Origin of the sequence: Streptomyces sp. cg35 (assembly GCF_050410835.1) — a bacterium.
GTDB lineage: Bacteria > Actinomycetota > Actinomycetes > Streptomycetales > Streptomycetaceae > Streptomyces.
The window spans coordinates 6,335,687-6,354,955 of sequence record NZ_CP191268.1 but is presented as its reverse complement, the minus strand read 5'-3'; the positions used below and the strand labels follow the sequence as shown (position 1 = coordinate 6,354,955).

Annotated in this window: 16 protein-coding genes; 13 read left to right on the top strand and 3 right to left on the bottom strand. The window is 70.9% G+C overall.

Annotated elements, in window-relative coordinates; translation table 11 throughout:
- The first annotated feature begins 1 nt into the window (after position 1).
- The 4 genes from ACQUQD_RS29000 to ACQUQD_RS28985 all read left to right on the top strand — a co-directional run bounded on the left by ACQUQD_RS29000 (position 2) and on the right by ACQUQD_RS28985 (position 3,948).
- Positions 2–1,258, top strand: coding sequence for an MFS transporter (locus ACQUQD_RS29000; protein ID WP_428955088.1), 1,257 nt, complete (start codon positions 2–4; stop codon positions 1,256–1,258).
- A gap of 11 nt (positions 1,259–1,269) precedes the next feature.
- The gene (locus ACQUQD_RS28995; protein ID WP_428957684.1) at positions 1,270–2,295 is read left to right on the top strand and encodes a TolB family protein; all 1,026 of its coding nucleotides are present in this window, start codon (positions 1,270–1,272) and stop codon (positions 2,293–2,295) included.
- 3 nt (positions 2,296–2,298) lie between these two features.
- Positions 2,299–2,721, top strand: a complete 423-nt coding sequence (locus tag ACQUQD_RS28990) for a VOC family protein (protein WP_428955087.1) — start codon at positions 2,299–2,301, stop codon at positions 2,719–2,721.
- A gap of 114 nt (positions 2,722–2,835) precedes the next feature.
- Complete coding sequence (locus ACQUQD_RS28985) at positions 2,836–3,948, top strand: hypothetical protein (protein ID WP_428955086.1); 1,113 nt, start codon at positions 2,836–2,838, stop codon at positions 3,946–3,948.
- A gap of 88 nt (positions 3,949–4,036) precedes the next feature.
- Here the strand turns inward: ACQUQD_RS28985 and ACQUQD_RS28980 are convergent, their stop codons facing one another.
- On the bottom strand, positions 4,037–5,398 hold the full coding sequence (locus tag ACQUQD_RS28980) for a glutamine synthetase family protein (RefSeq protein WP_428955085.1): 1,362 nt from the start codon (positions 5,396–5,398) through the stop codon (positions 4,037–4,039).
- A gap of 270 nt (positions 5,399–5,668) precedes the next feature.
- Here ACQUQD_RS28980 and ACQUQD_RS28975 point away from each other — a divergent pair, with 270 nt between their 5' ends.
- The 3 genes from ACQUQD_RS28975 (at position 5,669) to ACQUQD_RS28965 (ending at position 9,080) form a co-directional block, all read left to right on the top strand.
- Positions 5,669–6,340 (top strand): DUF3105 domain-containing protein, encoded by a 672-nt coding sequence (locus ACQUQD_RS28975; RefSeq protein WP_428955084.1) that lies wholly within the window; start codon positions 5,669–5,671, stop codon positions 6,338–6,340.
- Positions 6,337–6,963: a DUF305 domain-containing protein gene (locus tag ACQUQD_RS28970; protein ID WP_428955083.1), complete on the top strand. Its 627-nt coding sequence runs from the start codon at positions 6,337–6,339 to the stop codon at positions 6,961–6,963. Before ACQUQD_RS28975 ends, ACQUQD_RS28970 begins: the two co-directional genes overlap by 4 nt.
- Before the next feature lie 179 nt (positions 6,964–7,142).
- Positions 7,143–9,080 (top strand): S53 family peptidase, encoded by a 1,938-nt coding sequence (locus ACQUQD_RS28965; protein ID WP_428955082.1) that lies wholly within the window; start codon positions 7,143–7,145, stop codon positions 9,078–9,080.
- A 465-nt stretch (positions 9,081–9,545) separates the two neighbouring features.
- Here the strand turns inward: ACQUQD_RS28965 and ACQUQD_RS28960 are convergent, their stop codons facing one another.
- Entirely contained in the window at positions 9,546–10,517 is a 972-nt protein-coding gene (locus tag ACQUQD_RS28960; RefSeq protein WP_428957683.1) for a hydroxyacid dehydrogenase, read from the bottom strand.
- Positions 10,518–10,861: 344 nt separating this feature from the next.
- On the opposite strand from ACQUQD_RS28960, the gene ACQUQD_RS28955 reads away from it, so the two are divergent.
- From ACQUQD_RS28955 to ACQUQD_RS28940, 4 genes are all read left to right on the top strand, one after another.
- Entirely contained in the window at positions 10,862–11,716 is an 855-nt protein-coding gene (locus ACQUQD_RS28955) for an ABC transporter permease (RefSeq protein WP_428957682.1), read from the top strand.
- Between the two features lie 35 nt (positions 11,717–11,751).
- On the top strand, positions 11,752–12,615 hold the full coding sequence (locus ACQUQD_RS28950) for a carbohydrate ABC transporter permease (protein WP_428957681.1): 864 nt from the start codon (positions 11,752–11,754) through the stop codon (positions 12,613–12,615).
- A gap of 57 nt (positions 12,616–12,672) precedes the next feature.
- The gene (locus ACQUQD_RS28945; protein ID WP_428955081.1) at positions 12,673–14,322 is read left to right on the top strand and encodes an extracellular solute-binding protein; all 1,650 of its coding nucleotides are present in this window, start codon (positions 12,673–12,675) and stop codon (positions 14,320–14,322) included.
- Positions 14,323–14,401: 79 nt separating this feature from the next.
- Positions 14,402–15,484, top strand: a complete 1,083-nt coding sequence (locus ACQUQD_RS28940; protein ID WP_428955080.1) for a LacI family DNA-binding transcriptional regulator — start codon at positions 14,402–14,404, stop codon at positions 15,482–15,484.
- Here the strand turns inward: ACQUQD_RS28940 and ACQUQD_RS28935 are convergent.
- The gene (locus ACQUQD_RS28935; protein WP_428955079.1) at positions 15,474–16,940 is read right to left on the bottom strand and encodes an APC family permease; all 1,467 of its coding nucleotides are present in this window, start codon (positions 16,938–16,940) and stop codon (positions 15,474–15,476) included. The two genes, ACQUQD_RS28940 and ACQUQD_RS28935, sit on opposite strands and share 11 nt — an antisense overlap.
- 70 nt (positions 16,941–17,010) lie before the next feature.
- Here ACQUQD_RS28935 and ACQUQD_RS28930 point away from each other — a divergent pair, with 70 nt between their 5' ends.
- Both ACQUQD_RS28930 and ACQUQD_RS28925 read left to right on the top strand, forming a co-directional pair.
- Complete coding sequence (locus ACQUQD_RS28930; RefSeq protein WP_428955078.1) at positions 17,011–17,463, top strand: DUF6153 family protein; 453 nt, start codon at positions 17,011–17,013, stop codon at positions 17,461–17,463.
- 148 nt (positions 17,464–17,611) lie between these two features.
- Positions 17,612–19,255: a multicopper oxidase family protein gene (locus tag ACQUQD_RS28925; RefSeq protein ID WP_428955077.1), complete on the top strand. Its 1,644-nt coding sequence runs from the start codon at positions 17,612–17,614 to the stop codon at positions 19,253–19,255.
- Positions 19,256–19,269 lie beyond the last annotated feature (14 nt).

Genomic DNA, 19,269 nt, shown 5'->3' with positions numbered 1-19,269 from the left:
CATGTACGTAGCGGACAGCCGCGCCACCCCCTCGGCGCCGACGTCCGCGGAGCCCGCCGCCCGGTCCTTCACCGGGCGGCGGCGCGCCGTGGGCTCCACCGTGCTCGCGCTCGGCACGGTCAGCCTGATCACCGATGTGTCCTCGGAGATGGTCACGGCGGTCCTGCCGCTCTACCTGGTCGCCGGGCTCGGCCTCAGCCCGCTCGGCTTCGGCCTCCTGGACGGCGTCTACAACGGGTTCTCGGCCCTGGTCCGCCTGGTGGGCGGGCGTTTCGCGGACAGCGGCGGCGGCCGGCACAAGACGGTCGCGGTGCTCGGCTACGGCCTCTCGGCACTGTGCAAGCCGCTGCTCCTGGTGGCGGGTTCGCTGCCCCTCATCGGCGCGGTGCTCGCCGCGGACCGCACCGGCAAGGGGCTGCGCACGGCGCCGCGCGACGCCCTGATCTCCCTGTCGAGCGAACCGGCGGCGCGCGGCCGGGCGTTCGGCGTGCACCGGGCGATGGACACGGCGGGCGCGCTGCTGGGTCCCTTGGTGGCGTTCGTGATCCTGCGCCGGACGGTGGACGGGTACGACGCGGTGTTCACGGTGAGTTTCTGTGTGGCCGTGCTGGGGGTCGTGGTGCTGGTGCTGTTCGTGCCCGGGACACGGCGCTCGGCCCCGGACCCCGCTCCTCGGTCGCCGAAGGGGCTTGAGCGGGCCCGGCTGATCCGGCCCACGATCTGTGCCGCGCTCCTCGGCCTCGCCACCGTCAGCGACGCCTTCGTCTATCTCGTACTGCAACGCCAACTGGGCGTCCCGGAACGCTGGTTCGCGCTCCTCCCCCTGGGCACCGCGGCCGCCTTCCTGCTCCTCGCGGCGCCGCTCGGCCGGCTCTCCGACCGGGTCGGGGCCTGGCCGGTCTTCCTCGGCGGGCACCTCGCCCTGCTCACGGTGTACGCGCTCCTGCTCACCCACGCGCACAGCCCGGCGCTGCCCTGCGTCGTCCTGCTGCTCCACGGCACGTTCTACGCGGCGACGGACGGCGTCCTGATGGCGGCGGCCTCCGCCGGCCTCCCCGAGGACCGGCGCTCCTCGGGCCTCGCCGTCGTGCAGACAGGGCAGGCCGTGGCCCGGTTCGGCTGCTCCCTGGGGTTCGGCGCGGCGTGGACGGCGTGGGGCGACCGCACGGCGCTCAGCGGGGCCGCGGTCCTGCTCGCCGTCTGCGCCGCGGTGGCGTACGTCCTCCGCCCCCTCCCCCACACGAAAGCGACCGCATGACGACGACCGGCATGACGACCCGCGGCAGGCTCACGGTCCTGGTCGCGGCGGTGCTCGCCCTGGCCGCGGTGGCCACGGCCGCGGTGCTGCACGCCTCGGCCCGCGCCGACCGCAGGAACGAGGCCCGTCCGGGCGGGCCGGCCCTCACCGCGGGCACGGTCCGGCTGGACGGCGGCCCGCCCCGCCTGGTGTTCCGCAACATGGCCTGGGGCCCGCACCGCGACGAGCTGACGACGGCCCCGGCGGCGCACCCGGGCGGCCCGCGCACCGCCACCGCGACACACCTCAAGTGCCTGCGCTTCTCTGCAAGTTCGGGCACCGGGATCTGTCTCCAAGCGGTTCACGGCACCCTCGCCGACACCTACCGGGCCACCGTCCTGGACGCCCGCCTGCGCCAGAAGGCGCACTATCCGGTGCCGGGCGTCCCGTCCCGCGCCCGGGTGTCGCCGAGCGGGCGGTACGCGGCGTGGACGGCGTTCGTCGGCGGCGACAGTTACGCGGGCACGAACTTCTCCACGCGCGCGGCGATCCTGGACACGGCCACCGGCCGGCTGACCCCGTCCCTGGAGGCGTACCGGATCGTCAAGGACGGCCACCCCTACCGGGCGGCCGACGCGAACTTCTGGGGCGTCACGTTCGCCGCCGACGACCGCCACTTCTACGCGACGCTCGCCACGCACGGCAGCACGTACCTGGTCCGCGGCGATCTGCGGGCCCGCACGGTCACGACCCTCCACCGCAACGTCGAGTGCCCGTCGCTGTCCCCCGACGGCACCCGGATCGCGTACAAGAAGCGGGTGCCCGGCCTGCCCGCGGACGCGCCCTGGCGGCTGTACGTACTGGACCTGGCCACGCTGCGGGAGACACCCCTGGCCGAGACCCGCAGCGTCGACGATCAGGCGGTGTGGAGCGACGCCCGCCATGTGACGTACGCGCTGCCGGGCGACTACGGCGCCGACCTGTACACGGTTCCGGCGGACGGCACAGGAACCGCGCGGCGCCTCATGACGGCGGCGGTCTCCCCCGCCTACCTTTGAGCGATGGACATGACCCTGGAAGTGATCCCGCTGCCGGTCTCGGACATCGACCGGGCCAAGGCCTTCTACGTCGACAAGGTCGGCTTCCGCTGCGACGTGGACCGGGAGGTGATGCCGGGCGCCCGCATCGTCCAGCTCACCCCGCCGGGCTCGGGCTGCTCGATCGTGCTCGCCGCGGGCGTCCCCATCCGGACGGGCACGCCCACCCCCGGTACGTACCACGGCCTCCAGCTCGTGGTCAGCGACATCAAGGCCGCCCGCGACGAACTGACGGAACGCGGCCTCGACGTGTCCGAGCCGGTGCAGTTCGGGGCGGACGACGGCGGCACGTTCATGTACTTCACGGACCCGGACGGCAACGGGTGGGCGATCCAGGAGTACCGGAAGCGGGCGACTGTGCCGTTGCGGGACGCGATCACCCCCTGACGCGGTTCATTTCCCGGTACAACCATCCTCGGGTGCCGGGGGTCTCGTATCCGGCCCGGCTTCCGTGCCGGGTGCAGACCCCCGATCGCAGAGAAACAGAGGAAGCACCCGTTGATGCACGTACGACACCTGCTGCGCGCGACGACCGTGTCAGTGGCCCTCACGGCGACACTGCTCACCGCGGGAGGAACCGGCTCCGCCGCGACGTCCTCATGGGAACTGTCCCTTTCAGGTGACAGCGCGGCGGAGTCCCTGATGTCGGTCTCGGCGGCCGACGCGGACCACGCCTGGGCGGTCGGCAGGAAAGCCATGCACGGCGTCATCATGCGCTGGGACGGCGGGAGCTGGAGCGCGGACACCGCTCCCGGGCTGCCCGACGTGTGGCAGTGGTCGGCGGTGAGCGCCGTCTCCGCCGATGACGTGTGGGCGTACGGATCGGACGAGGACAGCCAGACCCTCGTCCACTACGACGGCGAGCGCTGGAGCACCGTCCCCACGGTGGGCGCCCTGGACAGGTCCTGGCCCGAGGTTCCGCTCGACGCCGTCCCCGGGCGCCTGTTCAAGGGCGGCGACGCCCTGTACACCTACGCCGACGGCAGCTGGCAGACGTTCGCGCTGCCGCCGCTCGTCGACATCAGGGACATCGACGCCGTCTCGGCGGACGACGCCTACGCGACCGGCATGCAGTACCCGGTGAACGGCGGTCACCCCGTCGTCTACCACTGGGACGGCACCACCTGGACCCTGCTGCCGCAGCCTCCCCTGAGGACGGGCACCGACGCCGCCGAGATCGTCGCGACCGCGGACGGCAGTGTGTACGTGGGCGGATGGGCCGATGCCGAGAACGCCGGCGCGCCCGTCCCCGGCATCGTGCGCTGGGACGGAACCGACTGGCAGGACGTCACCGGCTCGCTCGGCGAGCTGTACCTCGAATCCATCGCCTCGGACGGCGCCGGGGGGCTGTGGGCCACCGGGTCGGACAAGAGCAACGGGGTGCGGTCCGAGCCCTTCGTCTGGCACTACGACGGAACGGCCTGGACCAAGCAGGCAGCGGCACTGGCGCCCGACGCCGAGCCCCGGTGGCCGTCGTACTGGCTCCACGACCTGGCGCCGGCCGGTGACTCCGGGACCTTCTGGGCCGTCGGTGACTACGACACCCCGATGGACGGGCAGGGCGACACGGAGATCCACGGCCTGATCGAACGTTCCACGACGTCGGGCAACTGACGCCGGACCGCGGAACGCCGCTGGGGCCGACGGTCCATGACCGTCGGCCCCAGCGGCTGAATCTCCCCGAAAGACGTGCGAGCCGCGCTTACAGCACCGGCAAGTTCTTCCGCAGCTCGAACGCGGTGACCTCGGAGCGGTACTCCTCCCACTCCTGCTTCTTGTTGCGCAGGAAGAAGTCGTACACGTGCTCCCCGAGCGTCTCCGCGACCAGTTCCGAGCGCTCCATCAGGGCGATCGCCTCGCCGAGGTTCTGCGGGAGGGGCTCGATGCCCATCGCGCGGCGTTCGGCGTCGGAGAGGGCCCAGACGTCGTCGTCGGCGCCGGGCGGGAGTTCGTAGCCCTCCTCGATGCCCTTGAGGCCGGCGGCCAGGAGGACGGCGTAGGTGAGGTACGGGTTGGCGCCGGAGTCGATCGAGCGGACCTCGACGCGGGCCGAGCCCGTCTTGCCGGGCTTGTACATGGGCACGCGGATGAGCGCCGAGCGGTTGTTGTGGCCCCAGCAGATGTAGGACGGGGCCTCGCCGCCGGCGCCCGCGGTGCGGCCGCCGCCGCCCCAGATGCGCTTGTAGGAGTTGACCCACTGGTTGGTGACCGCGGAGATCTCGGCGGCGTGCTTCAGCAGGCCCGCGATGAAGGAGCGGCCGACCTTGGAGAGCTGGTACTCGGCGCCCGACTCGTAGAACGCGTTCCGGTCGCCCTCGAAGAGCGAGAGGTGCGTGTGCATGCCCGAGCCGGGGTGGTCGGAGAACGGCTTGGGCATGAAGGTGGCCTGGACGCCCTGTTCGAGGGCGACCTGCTTCATGACCAGGCGGAACGTCATGATGTTGTCAGCGGTGGAGAGCGCGTCGGCGTAGCGCAGGTCGATCTCCTGCTGGCCGGGGGCGCCCTCGTGGTGGCTGAACTCGACCGAGATGCCCATGGATTCGAGCATGGTGATCGCCTGGCGGCGGAAGTCCATGCCGACGTTCTGCGGGGTGTGGTCGAAGTAGCCGGAGTTGTCGGCCGGGGTCGGGCGGGTGCCGTCGAGCGGCTTGTCCTTGAGGAGGAAGAACTCGATCTCGGGGTGGGTGTAGAAGGTGAAGCCGAGGTCGGAGGTCTTGGCGAGGGCGCGCTTGAGGACGTAGCGCGGGTCGGCGAAGGACGGGGAGCCGTCGGGCATGAGGATGTCGCAGAACATGCGCGCGGTGCCGGGGGCCTCGGCGCGCCACGGCAGGACCTGGAACGTGCCCGGGTCCGGCTTGGCGATCATGTCGGACTCGTAGACCCGGGCGAAGCCCTCGATGGCCGAGCCGTCGAAGCCGATGCCCTCGTCAAAGGCCTGTTCCAGCTCTGCGGGGGCCACGGCCACCGACTTGAGGAAGCCCAGCACATCCGTGAACCACAGGCGTACGAACCGGATGTCGCGCTCCTCGAGAGTCCGGAGCACGAATTCCTGCTGCTTGTCCATCTTCCGCTTCCACCCATCCTTGCTGGTCAGGCCGCCTGCTCCCATGCCATCGAAAGGCCTGGTCACATCCCACCACACGCCCGTTTCGTGCGCGTTGCCGACCTTGATCATCCTTGATCGGCCGGTGTCGAGTTCATAGTGCCTGTTGAACCCCCTCCGCCCATAGTGCCTGCCGTTCCGGAGACCGACGACACCACCTCCCGCGCCCCCGTTTTCCCCACTACGATCAGCGGGCCCGCCCGTCTCATCCTTTTCTCAGAAGGACACTCCATGGGTTCCGCCAAGAACACGTCCGCCGCGCCGTCCCGCAAGGACCGCATAGAGGAGATGCGCCGCGTCGAGCGTGCCCGTCAGCGCCGCGGCCGGATCGCGATCATCACGGTGAGCACGGTCGTCGTGGCGGCTCTCATAGGAGTGGGCGCCTGGGCCGTCACCAAGAGCGGTGACGACGGCGCCTCCGACCAGGCCGACGCGAAGTCCGGCGCCGGCCACTTCTCGTACGACAAGAACGGTGTCGGCACCTGGAGCGGGAAGCTCACCCGCAACCACGTCACCAAGAAGGTCGCCTACCCGATGACCCCGCCGGTCGGCGGCGACCACAACCCGGTGTGGATGAACTGCAACGGTGACGTCTACGGCAAGGCCGTCCCGGACGAGAACGCCGTGCACGCCCTGGAGCACGGCTCCGTCTGGGTGACGTACAACGACAAGGCCGCCGACGCGGACGTGAAGGCGCTCGCCGCCAAGGTGAAGCGGACGCCGTACTCGCTCATGAGCCCGGTGCAGAACCAGAAGGATCCGATCATGCTCAGTGCCTGGGGCCACCAGCGCACGGTCAAGAGCGCGTCGGACCCGGCGGTGGCGTCCTTCTTCGACACGTTCGTGCAGGGCAAGCAGACGCCTGAGCCGGGCGCGTCCTGCACCGGCGGCCTCGCCCAGTGAGGCGTCGGACCGGATGGCTCGTCTCCGTGGCCGCGGCGGTCGCCGTGGCCACGGGCGCGGTCACGTACGCCGTCGCCGACGGGGACGGCGGCCCCGCCGACCTGAAGGTGCCGGCGGCCGAGTCCGCGGACGCCGGGTTCGCCCGCGACATGGCGGTGCACCACCAGCAGGCCGTCGAGATGTCGTACATCGTGCGCGACCGCACGAAGGACGAGGAGGTGCGCCGCCTCGCGTACGACATCGCGCAGACCCAGGCCAACCAGCGCGGGATGCTGCTCGGCTGGCTCGACCTGTGGGAACTGCCGAAGGTGTCGCAGAAACCGCCGATGGCCTGGATGGGGATGGCCGACGCGCCGGCCGGCGAGGACGGTGCGCTGATGCCGGGCATGGCGACCAACACGCAGCTCGACCAGTTGCGCAAGGCCGGTGGCCGGCAGGCCGAGGTCCTGTACCTGCGGCTGATGATCGCCCACCACAAGGGCGGCGTGCACATGGCCGAGGGGTGCGTGCGGCGGTGCGTGGTCGGGGCCGAGCGGCGCCTGGCGCGCGGCATGGTGGCCTCGCAGCAGTCCGAGATCGACCTGATGACGGGGATGTTGAAGGACCGGGGCGCCCGGCCGTAGCCGTTCCGGGATCGACCGTAGTTCCCAAATCGGTTGATCCCGAACGGACTTGAGCCGACTTGACGCCTTCTTGATCGATCCATTCCCCCCGCGTGAACGGTTCCTGGCGAGAGTGGGGCCCTCTGGGTGTGCATTACACCTGCACCTCACCCAGGGGTTCCATGAGACCAGGGGGTTCTATGAGATCCATCCGCGGCACACGCCGCACCCGGGCCGGCCTGAGCCTGGCAGCGACACTGCCGCTGCTCGCCGGCGCCCTCGCCCTCGCCGCGCCGGCCGCCCAGGCCGACACGGGCCGCGCCACCCTCTCCGGCACGAAGCCGCTGTGGGCCACCGGTACGGCCGACAAGGGCGCCACGGCGAACGGCAACCAGGTCGACGCCCGTGTCTACCTCGCCGGCCGGGACGCCAAGGGGCTGGCCGCGTACGCGAAGGCCGTGTCCGACCCGTCGTCGGCCTCGTACGGGAAGTACCTGAGCGCCAAGGAGGCGCAGGCCCGGTTCGGCGCCACGAAGGCGCAGATATCCGAGGTCACGGCCTGGCTGAAGTCCGCGGGCCTGACCGTGACCGGCACCAGCACGCACTACATATCCGTGTCGGGTGACGTGGCCGCCGCCGAGAAGGCGTTCGGCACGCAGCTGCACAACTACACCAAGGGCAAGCACACCTACCGCGCGCCCTCCGGCGCCGCGTCCGTGCCCGCCTCGCTCGACGGCGCCGTACTGACCGTCACCGGTCTGGACAGCGCGCCGCACAAGGCCGACCACCAGGACGAACTGCCGCCGCCGGACGCGGTGTTCCGCAACGCCGGGCCGTTCTCCTCGTACTACGGCTCGAACACCGCCAAGAGCCTGCCCTCCGTGGACGGCAAGAAGATCCCGTACGCCGTCAAGGGCTACACCGGCAAGCAGCTGCGGGCCGCGTACGGTGCGGGCAAGGCCACCGGCAAGGGCGTGCGGGTCGCGATCACCGACGCGTACGCCTCGCCGACCATCGCGCAGGACGCCGAGAAGTACGCGGCCAAGCACGGTGACGCGGCGTACGGCGACGGGCAGTTGAACCAGATCCTGCCGAAGACGTACACGAAGACCGAGGAGTGCGGCGCGGCCGGCTGGTACGGCGAGGAGACCCTCGACGTCGAGGCCGTGCACGCGGTGGCACCGAAGGCGAACATCACCTACGTCGGCGCGTCCTCCTGCTACGACGACGACCTGCTCGACTCGCTCGGCAAGATCGTCGACAAGCACCTGGCCGACATCGTCTCCAACTCGTGGGGCGACATCGAGGCCAACCAGACGCCGCAGCTCGCCGCCGCGTACGACCAGGTCTTCCAGCTGGGCGCGATCGAGGGCATCGGCTTCTACTTCTCGTCCGGCGACAACGGCGACAACGTCGCCTCCACCGGTACGAAGCAGGTCGACACGCCGGCGAACTCGGCGTGGGTCACCGCGGTCGGCGGTACCTCGCTGAACGTCGGCAAGGGCGACACGTACCAGTGGGAGACCGGCTGGGGCACGGACAAGGCCAACCTGTCGGCGGACGGCAAGAGCTGGACCGACTTCCCGGGCGCGTACACCTCCGGCGCGGGCGGCGGCACCAGCAGGACGGTCCCGCAGCCCTTCTACCAGAAGGGTGTCGTCCCGAACGCGCTGGCCAGGGCCAACGGCGGCCGCAACCGCGTCGTGCCGGACATCTCGGCGATCGCCGACCCCAACACCGGTTTCCTGGTGGGCCAGACGCAGACCCTGCCCGACGGCTCGCTCGGCTACGACGAGTACCGCATCGGCGGTACGTCGCTGGCGGCGCCGGTGATCGCGGGCGTGCAGGCGCTGGCGCAGCAGGAGCGGGGCGGCCGGGCGATCGGCTTCGCCAACCCGGCGATCTACGACCGGTACGGGTCGAAGGCCTACCACGACGTGACGGACCACCCGGTCAAGGGTGACCTCGCCGTGGCGCGGGTCGACTTCGCGAACGGCTTCGACGCGTCGGAGGGTCTGCTCACCTCGGTGCGCAGCCTGGGCAAGGACGCGTCCTTGAAGGCGGTCCGGGGCTATGACGACGTGACGGGGGTCGGTTCGCCGGCGCCGGGTTACGTGTCGTCGTACTCCCGCCGCTGATCCCCTCCGGGGTGCGACTGGCGCCCGTCCCGCCGGGGTTGATCCGGCGGGACGGGCGCCTTTGCGCGTACCGGGTGGCTGTCCGGTCGGCGGGCGCGGGTGCGTGGTGGCTTCTCGCGCAGTTGCCCGCGCCCCTTACGCCGGGGCACCTGCCAAGCCGCGGTGCGCAGGCGGGTGCGGGCCGGTGGGGCTTCTCGCCCAGTTCCCCGCGCCCCTTACGTCGGGGCACCTGCCAAGCCGCGGTGCACAGGCGGGTGCGGGCCGGTGGGGCTTCTCGCGCAGTTCCCCGCACCCCTGAGATGCGCACTTCGTGCGGCATCTCAGCGATGAGGCAGCAGCGAAGCTGCATGCCTCAGGGGCGCGGGGCTGTGTCGATCAGCGGCTCCGCCGCGGGGCGCGACCAGCCACGACGAAACCGGTGGCCGCCACCCGCACGGGACCCCGCAGACGAGCGGGCGCCCCCGTTCAAGCGACCCGCACCATGTCCCCCCGCCCGGTCCGGCCCCGCAGCTCCGAGCCGCGGACCAGCCGCTCGACCTCCTCCACCGCGTACAGACCGAGCCGCCGCACCTCACTCCCCTGCGCCCCGGCGATGTGCGGAGTCACCAGCACATTCGGCAACGACAACAGCGGATGCCCCGCGGGCAACGGCTCCGGGTGCGTGACATCGAGGTACGCCGAGAGCCGCCCGGACCCGCACTCAGCGGCCAGCGCCTCCGTGTCGAGCAACGCCCCCCGCGCCGTATTGACGACCACACCACCGTCCGGGATCAGCGCGAGCATCTCCGCGCTCAACAGGCCCTGCGTCGCGGGCAGTTGAGGCGCGTGCACACTGACGATCCCGCTGCGCCGGCACAGCTCGGCGAGCCCGACCCGCTCCACCCCCATCAGCGCGGCCTCGGCCCCGTCGACGTACGGGTCGCACAGCAGGACCCGGTACCCCGCCTCGTCCGCACGCAGCGCCTCGATCACCCGGCGCCCGATGCGTGACGCCCCGATGATCCCGACGACCCGCGCGTCCGCGCCGACCCGCTCGGTGAACCCGGGCCACGCCGACGCGTAGCCCCCGGCCGTGGCGAGCGCCCCCTTCGCCGCGAAGGTGATCGCGGCGAGGGTGAAGGCCACGACGGGCCCCGCGTTGGCGTCGGCGGCCGAGGAGACGAGCAGCCCGCGCTCCCACACGGCGTCGGTGACGATCGGGCGGACCGACCCGGCGGCGTGCACCACGGTCGTCAGCCGCGGCGCGGCCGCGAGGACCTGCCGGGTGAGCGGCGGGCAGTCCCACCCGGTGACCAGGATCTCCGTCGCGGCCAGCACCTCCATGGCGTCCGGTCCGTCGAGCGCCCCGGTCAGCGGCGGCGCCGCCAACCGGGTGCTGCGGCCGAGCCGGTCCCGCAGGTCGGGCGGGAAGACCCGCTCCACCACCTGGGCGCCCATGGCCAGGGCCGCGGTCGGTCGGTGTGCCGTCACTCGGTTCCACCCCTCGTTGCAGAAACTCTGTAACCGGTTACTCAAGTCCATCAGGAGGCTAGGCACTTGGGGTGTCAAGGGTCAAGACATCGCGATGCCAGAGGGGTTGACCGTTCGTAGTAACCGTTTTAGATTCCGGCACACCTTGTTCCCACGACGGAGGGGTTCCCGTGCCCACTGTGGCGAAGGAAAGGCCCGACACCGGGGCGGTGGAACCCCCCGGCGAGCCGCAAATCGGGTCAACTGCCCGCACAATCAAACGCGATACGAAGTGGAAACGGTTCTACAGCAGTCGCGTGCTCCTGCTGCTCATGGTCCCCGGCCTCGTGTACTTCCTGGTCTTCCACTACGGCGCCTTCGTCGGCAACGTCGTGGCGTTCAAGGAGTACGACCCGTTCGCCGGGCTGTGGGGCAGTCCCTGGGTCGGCTTCGGCAACTTCAGCCGGATGTTCGGCGACCCGGACTTCTGGCACGCGACGTGGAACACCCTCTACATCGCCGTGCTCCAGCTGGTGTTCTACTTCCCGGTGCCGCTGGCGATCGCGCTGCTGCTGCACAGCCTGACGTCCGATCTGCTGCGCCGCTTCGTGCAGTCCGTCGTCTATCTGCCGCACTTCCTGTCGTGGGTGATCGTCGTCGCCCTGTTCCAGCAGGTCCTGTCCGACACCGGCCTGTTGAACAGCTTCCTCGGCGACTCCGGTCTGCACACCGTCGACATCATCGGCAACCCCGACGCCTACCGCCCGCTGGTCGTCGCCGAGGTGATCTGGAAGGACGCCGGCTGGGGCACGATCATCTTCCTGGCCGCCCTGATGCAGGTCGACGAGCAGAGTTACGAAGCCGCCGCGATCGACGGGGCCGGGCCCTGGCGCCGGTTCTGGCACGTCACGCTGCCCTCGATCCGCCCGATCGTCGTGCTGCTGCTGATCATGCGGCTCGGCGACATCCTCTCCGTGGGCTTCGAGCAGATGCTGCTGCAGCGGCAGTCGGTGGGCCCGGAGGTCGGCGAGGTCCTCGACACCTTCGTCTTCTGGCAGGGCATCGTCGGCGGCGACATCGGCTACGCCACCGCGGCCGGGCTCTTCAAGGGCCTCATCGGCGCGGCACTCGTGTTCGTCGCCAACCGCATCGCGCACAAGCTCGGCGAGCAGGGGGTCTACAAGTGAGCACGTCCGCGGGAACTCCCGTCCGTCCCGCGTGGATGGAGAAGCCGAAGCCCGTCACCAGGGCCGCCAAGGGCCTCGCCGTGATCGTGCTGCTGTGCCTGGTCCTCGTACCGTTCCTGGTGATCGTCTCCACGTCGCTCGCCTCGAACAAGGAGGTCGTCGCCAACGGCGGCTGGGTGCTGTGGCCGAGCGATCCGACGCTGCGCGCCTACGAGAACATCCTCAGCGGCGGCATCGTGACGAAGGCGCTCGGCGTGAGCGTCGGCATCACCGTCATCGGCACGCTGCTGTCGCTGGCCTGCACCGCGTTCCTGGCGTACGCGCTCAGCCGCCCCGGCGTCTACGGCGGCAAGCCGGTGCTGCTGCTCGTGCTGTTCACGTTCCTCTTCCCGCCCGGCATGATCCCCGCGTTCCTGCTGGTCAAGGGGCTCGGGATGCAGAACATGTACGCGGCGGTCATCGCCCCGTGCCTGATCAACGTCTTCAACCTGGTGGTGCTGCGCGGCTTCTTCCAGGGGATCCCGGAGGAGCTGTACGAGGCGGCGCGGCTGGACGGGGCCGGTGACTGGGCCACGTTCCGGCGGATCGCGCTGCCCCTGTCGAAGGCCGCGCTCGCCGTCGTCGGCCTGTTCTACGCGGTCAGCTACTGGAACTCGTGGTTCACCGCCTCGATCTACCTGGAGTCCGACCACTGGCCGCTCTCCCAGGTGCTGCGCACGTACGTGATCGGGGGCGCGCAGATCGCGGACACGGGCCTGAGCGAGGCCGGCATGGTCTCGGCGCCGCAGACGACACAGATGGCCGTCCTGGTGATCGCCGTCGTGCCGATCCTCCTCGTCTACCCCTTCCTGCAGAAGTACTTCACCAAGGGCGTGCTCACCGGCGCCATCAAGAGCTGAGCCCGCGCAGCCGTCTCCCCCGTCTTCAACTTCCTTGAGCCGAAGGGTCCTTCCACCATGTCCGCTTCCTCCCTGTCGCGCCGCACCCTGCTGCGCTCCATCGCCGTCGGCGGCGCCGCGGTCGCCGTGCCGTCCCTGCTCACCGGGTGCTCGACCGAGAGCGGTGGGGGCGCCTCCGTCGGCAACAAGGGCACGAAGGCGGCGCCCTGGCCGACGTACGCCGCGGCCGGCGGCCCGGCCCCCGATCTCGCGCCGACCACCGAGGGGGTCCAGGCCGGCTTCCTCACGTACCCGGAGAAGCTGGTGAAGGCCGTCGCCGAGAAGCCCGGCACCGGCAAGGAGAAGGTCCGGATCATCTCCATCACGTACGGCACACCGCCCAAGCCGGCCTCGCAGAACAAGTACTGGGCCGCCCTGAACGAGGCGCTCGGCGTCGAGGTCGAGTTCACGGTGGTGCCGGACGCCGACTTCCGCACCAAGATGGCCACGCTGATGGCCGGGGACGACCTGCCCGACATCATCGCGATCGGCGGCGGCTACACGCTGCCGCGCGAGGCCCAGTTCGTGAAGTCGCGGTGCGCCGACCTGACCGAGTACCTGTCGGGCGACGCCGCGAAGGACTATCCGCACCTCGCGGCCATCCCGACGTACGCCTGGGACGGGATGGGCCGGATCGCCGGGCGCATCTACGGTGTTCCGGTGGAGCGGCCCAAGCCGCAGGACACCCTGTTCCTCAACCAGGAGGCCTTCGCGAAGGCCGGCTTCGAGCAGGGCATGTCGGCCCAGGACTTCGCCACGGTGGCCAAGGCCGCCACGGGGCGCCGCAAGTGGGGTCTCGGTGCCTCCACCACCAGCTACTTCGGCTACAAGACGCACGCCATCTGGCACGGGACGCCGAACGAGTGGCGCATCAAGGGCGGCAAGGCCGAGTACTTCGCGGGCACCGACGAGTTCAAGACCGCCCTGGAGTACATGGCGAAGCTGCGCGCGGCAGGCGCCTACTACCCCGAGGCGACGTCCGTGTCGCAGGTCGATCTGAAGACGCAGTTCTACAACGGCACCGCCCTGTCGATGACCGACGGCTTCGGCGCGGCGATCTCCAACGCGCAGGGCATCAAGGACGCGTACACCCTGGACGTCGCGCAGCCCTACGTCGTGGGCGGCGCCCAGCAGTTCCAGCAGAGCCGCGGCATGTTCGGCTACACGGCCCTGAAGAAGGCCTCCAAGGACCGCGTCAAGCTGATGCTGCGCATCCTGGACTGGCTGGCCTCGCCGTTCGGCTCAAGGGAGTTCGAGCTGCTGCACTACGGCGTCGAGGGCACGCACTTCAAGCGCGACAAGGAGAACAACCCGATCGCGACGGAGCTGGGTCTGGTCGAGTCGGCGACCAACCTTCCCCTGACCAAGGTCGCGGACGCCCCGCAGCCGCTGTACTACCCGGGCTACGCGGACCTCACCAAGCGGGTGCACGCCTGGCAGCAGAAGATCGTGCCGATGATGGTGCCCAACGACCGGTGGGGTCTGCAGTCCGACACGTTCAACCGGCAGGGTGCCACCCTCGACCAGATCATCAACGACGGTGTGACAGCAGTGGTGTCAGGCCGCAAGAAGGTCTCCGACTGGGACGGCATCTACAAGAAGTGGCTCGCCCAGGGCGGCCGGAAGGCCCTGGACGAGTTCGGTGAGGAGTACGAGGCGGCCCACTGACCCGGCTGACCTAGGCGAGGGCACACGCGATGATGGTGCGGGGCACGGGTCCCGCACCGTCGGACTTGAGGGAGTCAGAGTGGGCGAGCGCAGCGAGGCGGGGGCACCCCCGGCCGGCGGCGGGCGGGCGACGATCCGCGACGTGGCGGCGCGCGCGGGGGTCTCCGTGGCGACGGTGTCGCGGGTCCTCGCGGGCAACTACCCGACGTCGGCCGCCTCGCGTGCGAAGGTGCTGCGCGCGGCGAAGGACCTCGACTACGTGGCCAACGCGCACGCCCGCGCGCTCGCGGGCGCGGGCCGCAAGACCATCGCCGTGCTGATGCTCGACGTGGTGAGCTCCTTCTACGCGGCCGTTGCGCAGGGCGTCGAGAAGGAGGCCGCCCAGCACGACCGGCTCACTCTCGTCGCGTCGACCGGCGCGGACCCGGCCCGGGAGCTGGCGCTGGTGCAGATGATGCGCGAGCAGGCCGCGGAGGCGGTCGTGCTGGTCGGCGGGGTCGTCGAGGACGCCGCGTACCGGGAGCGGATGGCCCAGTACGCGCAGTCGCTCGCGGCCGCCGGTTCCCGGCTGGTGCTGTGCGGCCGGCCCGCGCCCGCGCCGGACGTACCCGCGGTCGTCGTGGAGTACGACAACGAGGCCGGCGCCCACGCGATCACCAGCCATCTGCTGGGCGCGGGCCACCGCAGGATCGCGCTGATCGGCTACCAGCCCGGCAACACGACGGGCGAGGACCGGGTCCGCGGCTATCTGCGGGCCCTGGAGGACCACGGTGTCCCCAGGTCGGACGCGCTGCTGCACGGGATCGGCTTCGGCCAGATCAACGGCGACGAGGCGATCCGCGACCTGCTCGACAAGTGCGACGGCAGACCCGATTTCACGGCCGTGTTCGCGGGCGACGACCGTGTGGCCGCCGCCGCGGTGAAGGCCCTCGGGGAGTACGGGCTGCGCGTCCCGGAGGACGTCTCGGTGGTCGGCTACAACGACGATCCGGTGGCCACCGACATGACCCCTGGCCTGACCACGGTGCACATCCCCGGTGAGGAACTGGGCCGCACCGCGGTCCGCCTCGCTCTCACCGGATCGGGCCGGACCGGTCAGCAGCGCCAGCTCCTGGGCACGCACATAGTGATCCGCGACAGCGTGCGCCGCCTCACTCCGTAGCGGCCGTGGGGCCGGCCGGGTCCCGGTGGTCGGGGTGGATCCAGCTCGGCTTGCGGTACTTGAGGAACGCGGCCGGGGCCGCGATGCCGAGCAGCAGCAGACCGCCGCCGACGATCAGCAGATAACGCCACAGCGGCCCGGTGTCGTACTGGTCCGGCGGCACGAACCCGATGACGAGCGCGAGCACCGAGGCCACGAAGCCGACGCCCGCGACGACCGTGACGGCCGGCACGACGAAGCCGCGCGGCACGTCCGGCTGGGTGCGGCGCAGCCGGACGACGGCCAGGAACATCAACAAGTAGGCGACCAGGTAGATCTGGATGGTGATGACGGAGAACATCCAGTACTGGCTGGAGACGTTGTCGCTGAAGGCGTACAGGATGCCGATGAGGGTGGTCAGCACGCCCTGGGCGACCATCACGTTCTGCGGCACGCCGTGCTTGTTGAACTTCTGCAGGAACGGCGGCAGATAGCCCTCCTGGCGGGCGAGCAGCACGAGTCCCTTGGCGGGGCCCGAGAGCCAGGTCAGCATGCCGCCGAGCGCCGCGCACACCAGCATGATGCCGACGATCTTCGTCATCCAGCCCACGTGGAAGTGGTCGAAGAACGCCTGGAAGGCCTGCATCAGACCGGCGGTCAGGCTGAGCTCCTTGGACGGCATGACCCAGCTGATCGCGAGCGCCGGGAGGATGAAGATCAGCAGGACGAGGCCGGTGGCGAGGAAGACCGAGCGCGGGTACTCGCCGCGCGGGTTGCGGAGCGACGACACATGGACGCCGTTCATCTCCATGCCCGCGTAGGAGAGGAAGTTGTTGACGATGAGGACGAGGCCGGCGAGGCCGGTCCACGGGGGCAGCCAGTGGTCCGCGCTCATCGGGGCGGCCGACGGGTTGCCCTGTCCGAGGAAGACGATGCCGAGGACGACGAGCACGACGCCCGGGACGAGGGTGCCGATGACGAGCCCGAGCGAGGACAGTCCGGCGACGGTCTTCGTACCGCGCGAGCTGACCCACACCCCCGTCCAGTAGATGACGACGATGCAGATGGCCACGTACAGGCCGTTCTCGGCGAGGCTCGGGTGGATGACGTACGCGAACGTGGACGCCACATAGGCGAGCAGGCTCGGGTAGTAGGCGATGGTCATGGCGAACTGGCACCAGACGGCGACGAACCCGAGCGGTTTGCCGAGCGCCTCGCTGACCCAGCGGTAGATGCCGCCGGTCCAGCCGGAGGCCAGTTCGGCGCCGACGAGGGCGGTGGGCAGCAGGAAGACGACGGCCGGGAGCAGATAGAGGAAGATCGCGGCGAGGCCGTAGATCGCCATGGTGGGCGAGGGCCGCAGACTCGCCACGGAGGCGGTCGTCATCAGGCCGAGCGTCACCCAGGAGATGAACTGGCGCCGTGTGCCGTCGTCGCCGACCGCCTCGCCCCGCTCCGTTTTGTCCGTAGTCGTCATGCGCTCATGATCGGCGGAGGGTGCGACCCCCGCATGTCTTCCCATACCGGGTGGGGGTAGGGTGCGGCCCATGGCTACGACGAGGGGCGGCACGGGCCGGGGACAGCTGCTGCTGTTCGTGGCGCTGCTCCTGGGGATCGTGGGGATGCACACGCTGGGGCATCCGTCGGAGCATGCGGCGATGCCCGCCTCGGCCATGAATGCTCCGGCCATGACCGGTCCGGCGATGGCTGCTTCGACGACGACCGCTCCGGCGAACGCTTCGGCGATGACGCACGCCGGGGCGCCCGTCGCCGCGCATGAGCACCGGTCCCCCGCCGGCAGCGGTATGGATCCGCTGAGCGTGTGCCTCGCCGTGCTCGGGTCGTTCACGCTGCTGTTGCTGACGGCGGCGACGGTGCTGCGGGCGGTGCGGGCGCGGGGCCCGGTGCGGCCGGTCGTGCGGGGCCTGGCGTTCGCCCACCGACCGCACCCTCCCCCGCCGCGCGCCCTCTTGTCCCGGCTGTCGGTGCTGCGCATTTAGGCCTGCGCACCGGCTGCTTCGCGCTGCCCGGACATCCCGGCGGGTCCGAGTGGAACCTGATCGGGCCGAGCGGTGTATCAGAAGCAGCAGATGAGTTCGCCCACTGCACGCAGCACGCACGACACCGACATCGAGGTGCAACTCAGCCATGCGCGACACACGTCACCTGCCCGGCCCGCCGTCCCGCCGGACCCTGCTCGGCGCATCGATCGCCGCGGCCGGCACGGGAGTTCTGGCCGCCTGTTCCGGTTCCGGCTCCGGCTCCGGCTCCGGCTCCGGGCACGGCGGCCACGGCTCGGGCGGCGCCACGCCCGAGGGATACGTCGACCCGGCGGGTAAGGAGGTCGCGGCCGCGGAGCGGAGGCGCGGCCGGGGCCCGGTCCGCTCGGTCCGGCTGACGGCCGCCGCGACCCCGCTGGACCTGGGCGACCGCACGGTCAGGTCCTGGTCGTACGGGGGCGACCTGCCCGGCAAGGAGATCCGGGTGACCGCCGGGGACACGCTCGCCGTGACCCTCGCCAACCACCTCCCGCAGCCCACGTCCCTGCACTGGCACGGCCTCGCCGTGCGCAACGACATGGACGGCGTGCCCGGTCTCACCCAGAAGTCCGTCGCCCCCGGGGCCGACTTCACGTACCGCTTCGCGGTGCCGCACGCGGGCACGTACTGGTTCCACCCGCACTCCGGCACGCAGCAGGACCGCGGCCTGTACGCGCCGCTGATCGTGGACGACCCGAAGGAGCCCCTCGCGTACGACAAGGAGTGGGTGATCGTCCTCGACGACTGGGTCGACGGGGTGGCCGGCTCGACCCCGGACGCGGTACTGGCCGAACTCCGCGGCGGTATGGACCACTCGGGCGGCTCGGGAGACTCCGGCCACTCCGGCCACGACATGTCGGGGATGCGCGGCATGGCGATGACGGAGTCGTCCGGTAGGCCCGCGCCGTCGGCCTCCGGCCCGACCCGGATGATGATGGGCGCGCGGAGCGATCTGCTCGGCGGCGACGCGGGCGACGTGGCGTACCCGCACTATGTGGTCAACGGGCGTACGGCGAAGGCCCCTTCCTCCTTCACGGCCCGCCCGGGCGACCGCATCCGCCTGCGGATCGTCAACGCGGGCGGGGACACGGCCTTCCGGGTCGCGCTGGGCGGCCACGAGATGACGGTGACGCACACGGACGGCTTCCCGGTGCGGCACGCGAAGACGGACGCGCTGCTGCTCGGCATGGGCGAGCGGTACGACGTCCTGGTCACGGCGGGCGACGGTGTCTTCCCGCTGACGGCGCTGGCGGAGGGCAAGAAGGCCTCGGCGCTCGCGGTGCTGCGTACGGGGGCGGGGGCGGCGCCCTCAGCGACGGTCCGGCCCAAGGAGCTGGACGGGCGGCTGCTGACCGCCGAAATGCTCCGGGCGGACGCCTCGGTGGCCCTGTCGTCCCGCGAGCCGGACCGCACGATCAGGCTCCAGCTGACCGGGGGCATGGCGAGGTACGACTGGGCCTTCGACAAGAAGCCCTATGCGGCGGACCGGCGTCATCCGGTCCGCGCGGGCGAGCGGGTCCGTCTGGTCTTCGCCAACTCGACCTCGATGTGGCACCCGGTCCATCTGCACGGCCACACGTTCGCCCTGGCGAACGTGGCGGGCGGCCCCCGCAAGGACACGGCGATCGTCCTGCCGAACGGGACGCTGACGGTGGACTTCGACGCGGACAACCCGGGCCTGTGGATGATCCACTGCCACAACGTCTACCACGCGGAGGCGGGGATGATGACGGTCCTGGGATACCGCCGCTGACCCGGGCGGCCTGA

Coding starts and splice junctions, on each gene's coding strand:
- ACQUQD_RS28935 (WP_428955079.1), bottom strand. CDS start 16,940: ATGACGACTACGGACAAAACGGAGCGGGGCGAGGCGGTCGGCGACGAC.
- ACQUQD_RS28980 (WP_428955085.1), bottom strand. CDS start 5,398: ATGGACAAGCAGCAGGAATTCGTGCTCCGGACTCTCGAGGAGCGCGAC.
- ACQUQD_RS28945 (WP_428955081.1), top strand. CDS start 12,673: ATGTCCGCTTCCTCCCTGTCGCGCCGCACCCTGCTGCGCTCCATCGCC.
- ACQUQD_RS28995 (WP_428957684.1), top strand. CDS start 1,270: ATGACGACCCGCGGCAGGCTCACGGTCCTGGTCGCGGCGGTGCTCGCC.
- ACQUQD_RS28930 (WP_428955078.1), top strand. CDS start 17,011: ATGGCTACGACGAGGGGCGGCACGGGCCGGGGACAGCTGCTGCTGTTC.
- ACQUQD_RS29000 (WP_428955088.1), top strand. CDS start 2: ATGTACGTAGCGGACAGCCGCGCCACCCCCTCGGCGCCGACGTCCGCG.
- ACQUQD_RS28955 (WP_428957682.1), top strand. CDS start 10,862: ATGGTCCCCGGCCTCGTGTACTTCCTGGTCTTCCACTACGGCGCCTTC.
- ACQUQD_RS28990 (WP_428955087.1), top strand. CDS start 2,299: ATGGACATGACCCTGGAAGTGATCCCGCTGCCGGTCTCGGACATCGAC.
- ACQUQD_RS28950 (WP_428957681.1), top strand. CDS start 11,752: ATGGAGAAGCCGAAGCCCGTCACCAGGGCCGCCAAGGGCCTCGCCGTG.
- ACQUQD_RS28985 (WP_428955086.1), top strand. CDS start 2,836: ATGCACGTACGACACCTGCTGCGCGCGACGACCGTGTCAGTGGCCCTC.
- ACQUQD_RS28925 (WP_428955077.1), top strand. CDS start 17,612: ATGCGCGACACACGTCACCTGCCCGGCCCGCCGTCCCGCCGGACCCTG.
- ACQUQD_RS28960 (WP_428957683.1), bottom strand. CDS start 10,517: ATGGGCGCCCAGGTGGTGGAGCGGGTCTTCCCGCCCGACCTGCGGGAC.
- ACQUQD_RS28965 (WP_428955082.1), top strand. CDS start 7,143: ATGAGATCCATCCGCGGCACACGCCGCACCCGGGCCGGCCTGAGCCTG.
- ACQUQD_RS28975 (WP_428955084.1), top strand. CDS start 5,669: ATGGGTTCCGCCAAGAACACGTCCGCCGCGCCGTCCCGCAAGGACCGC.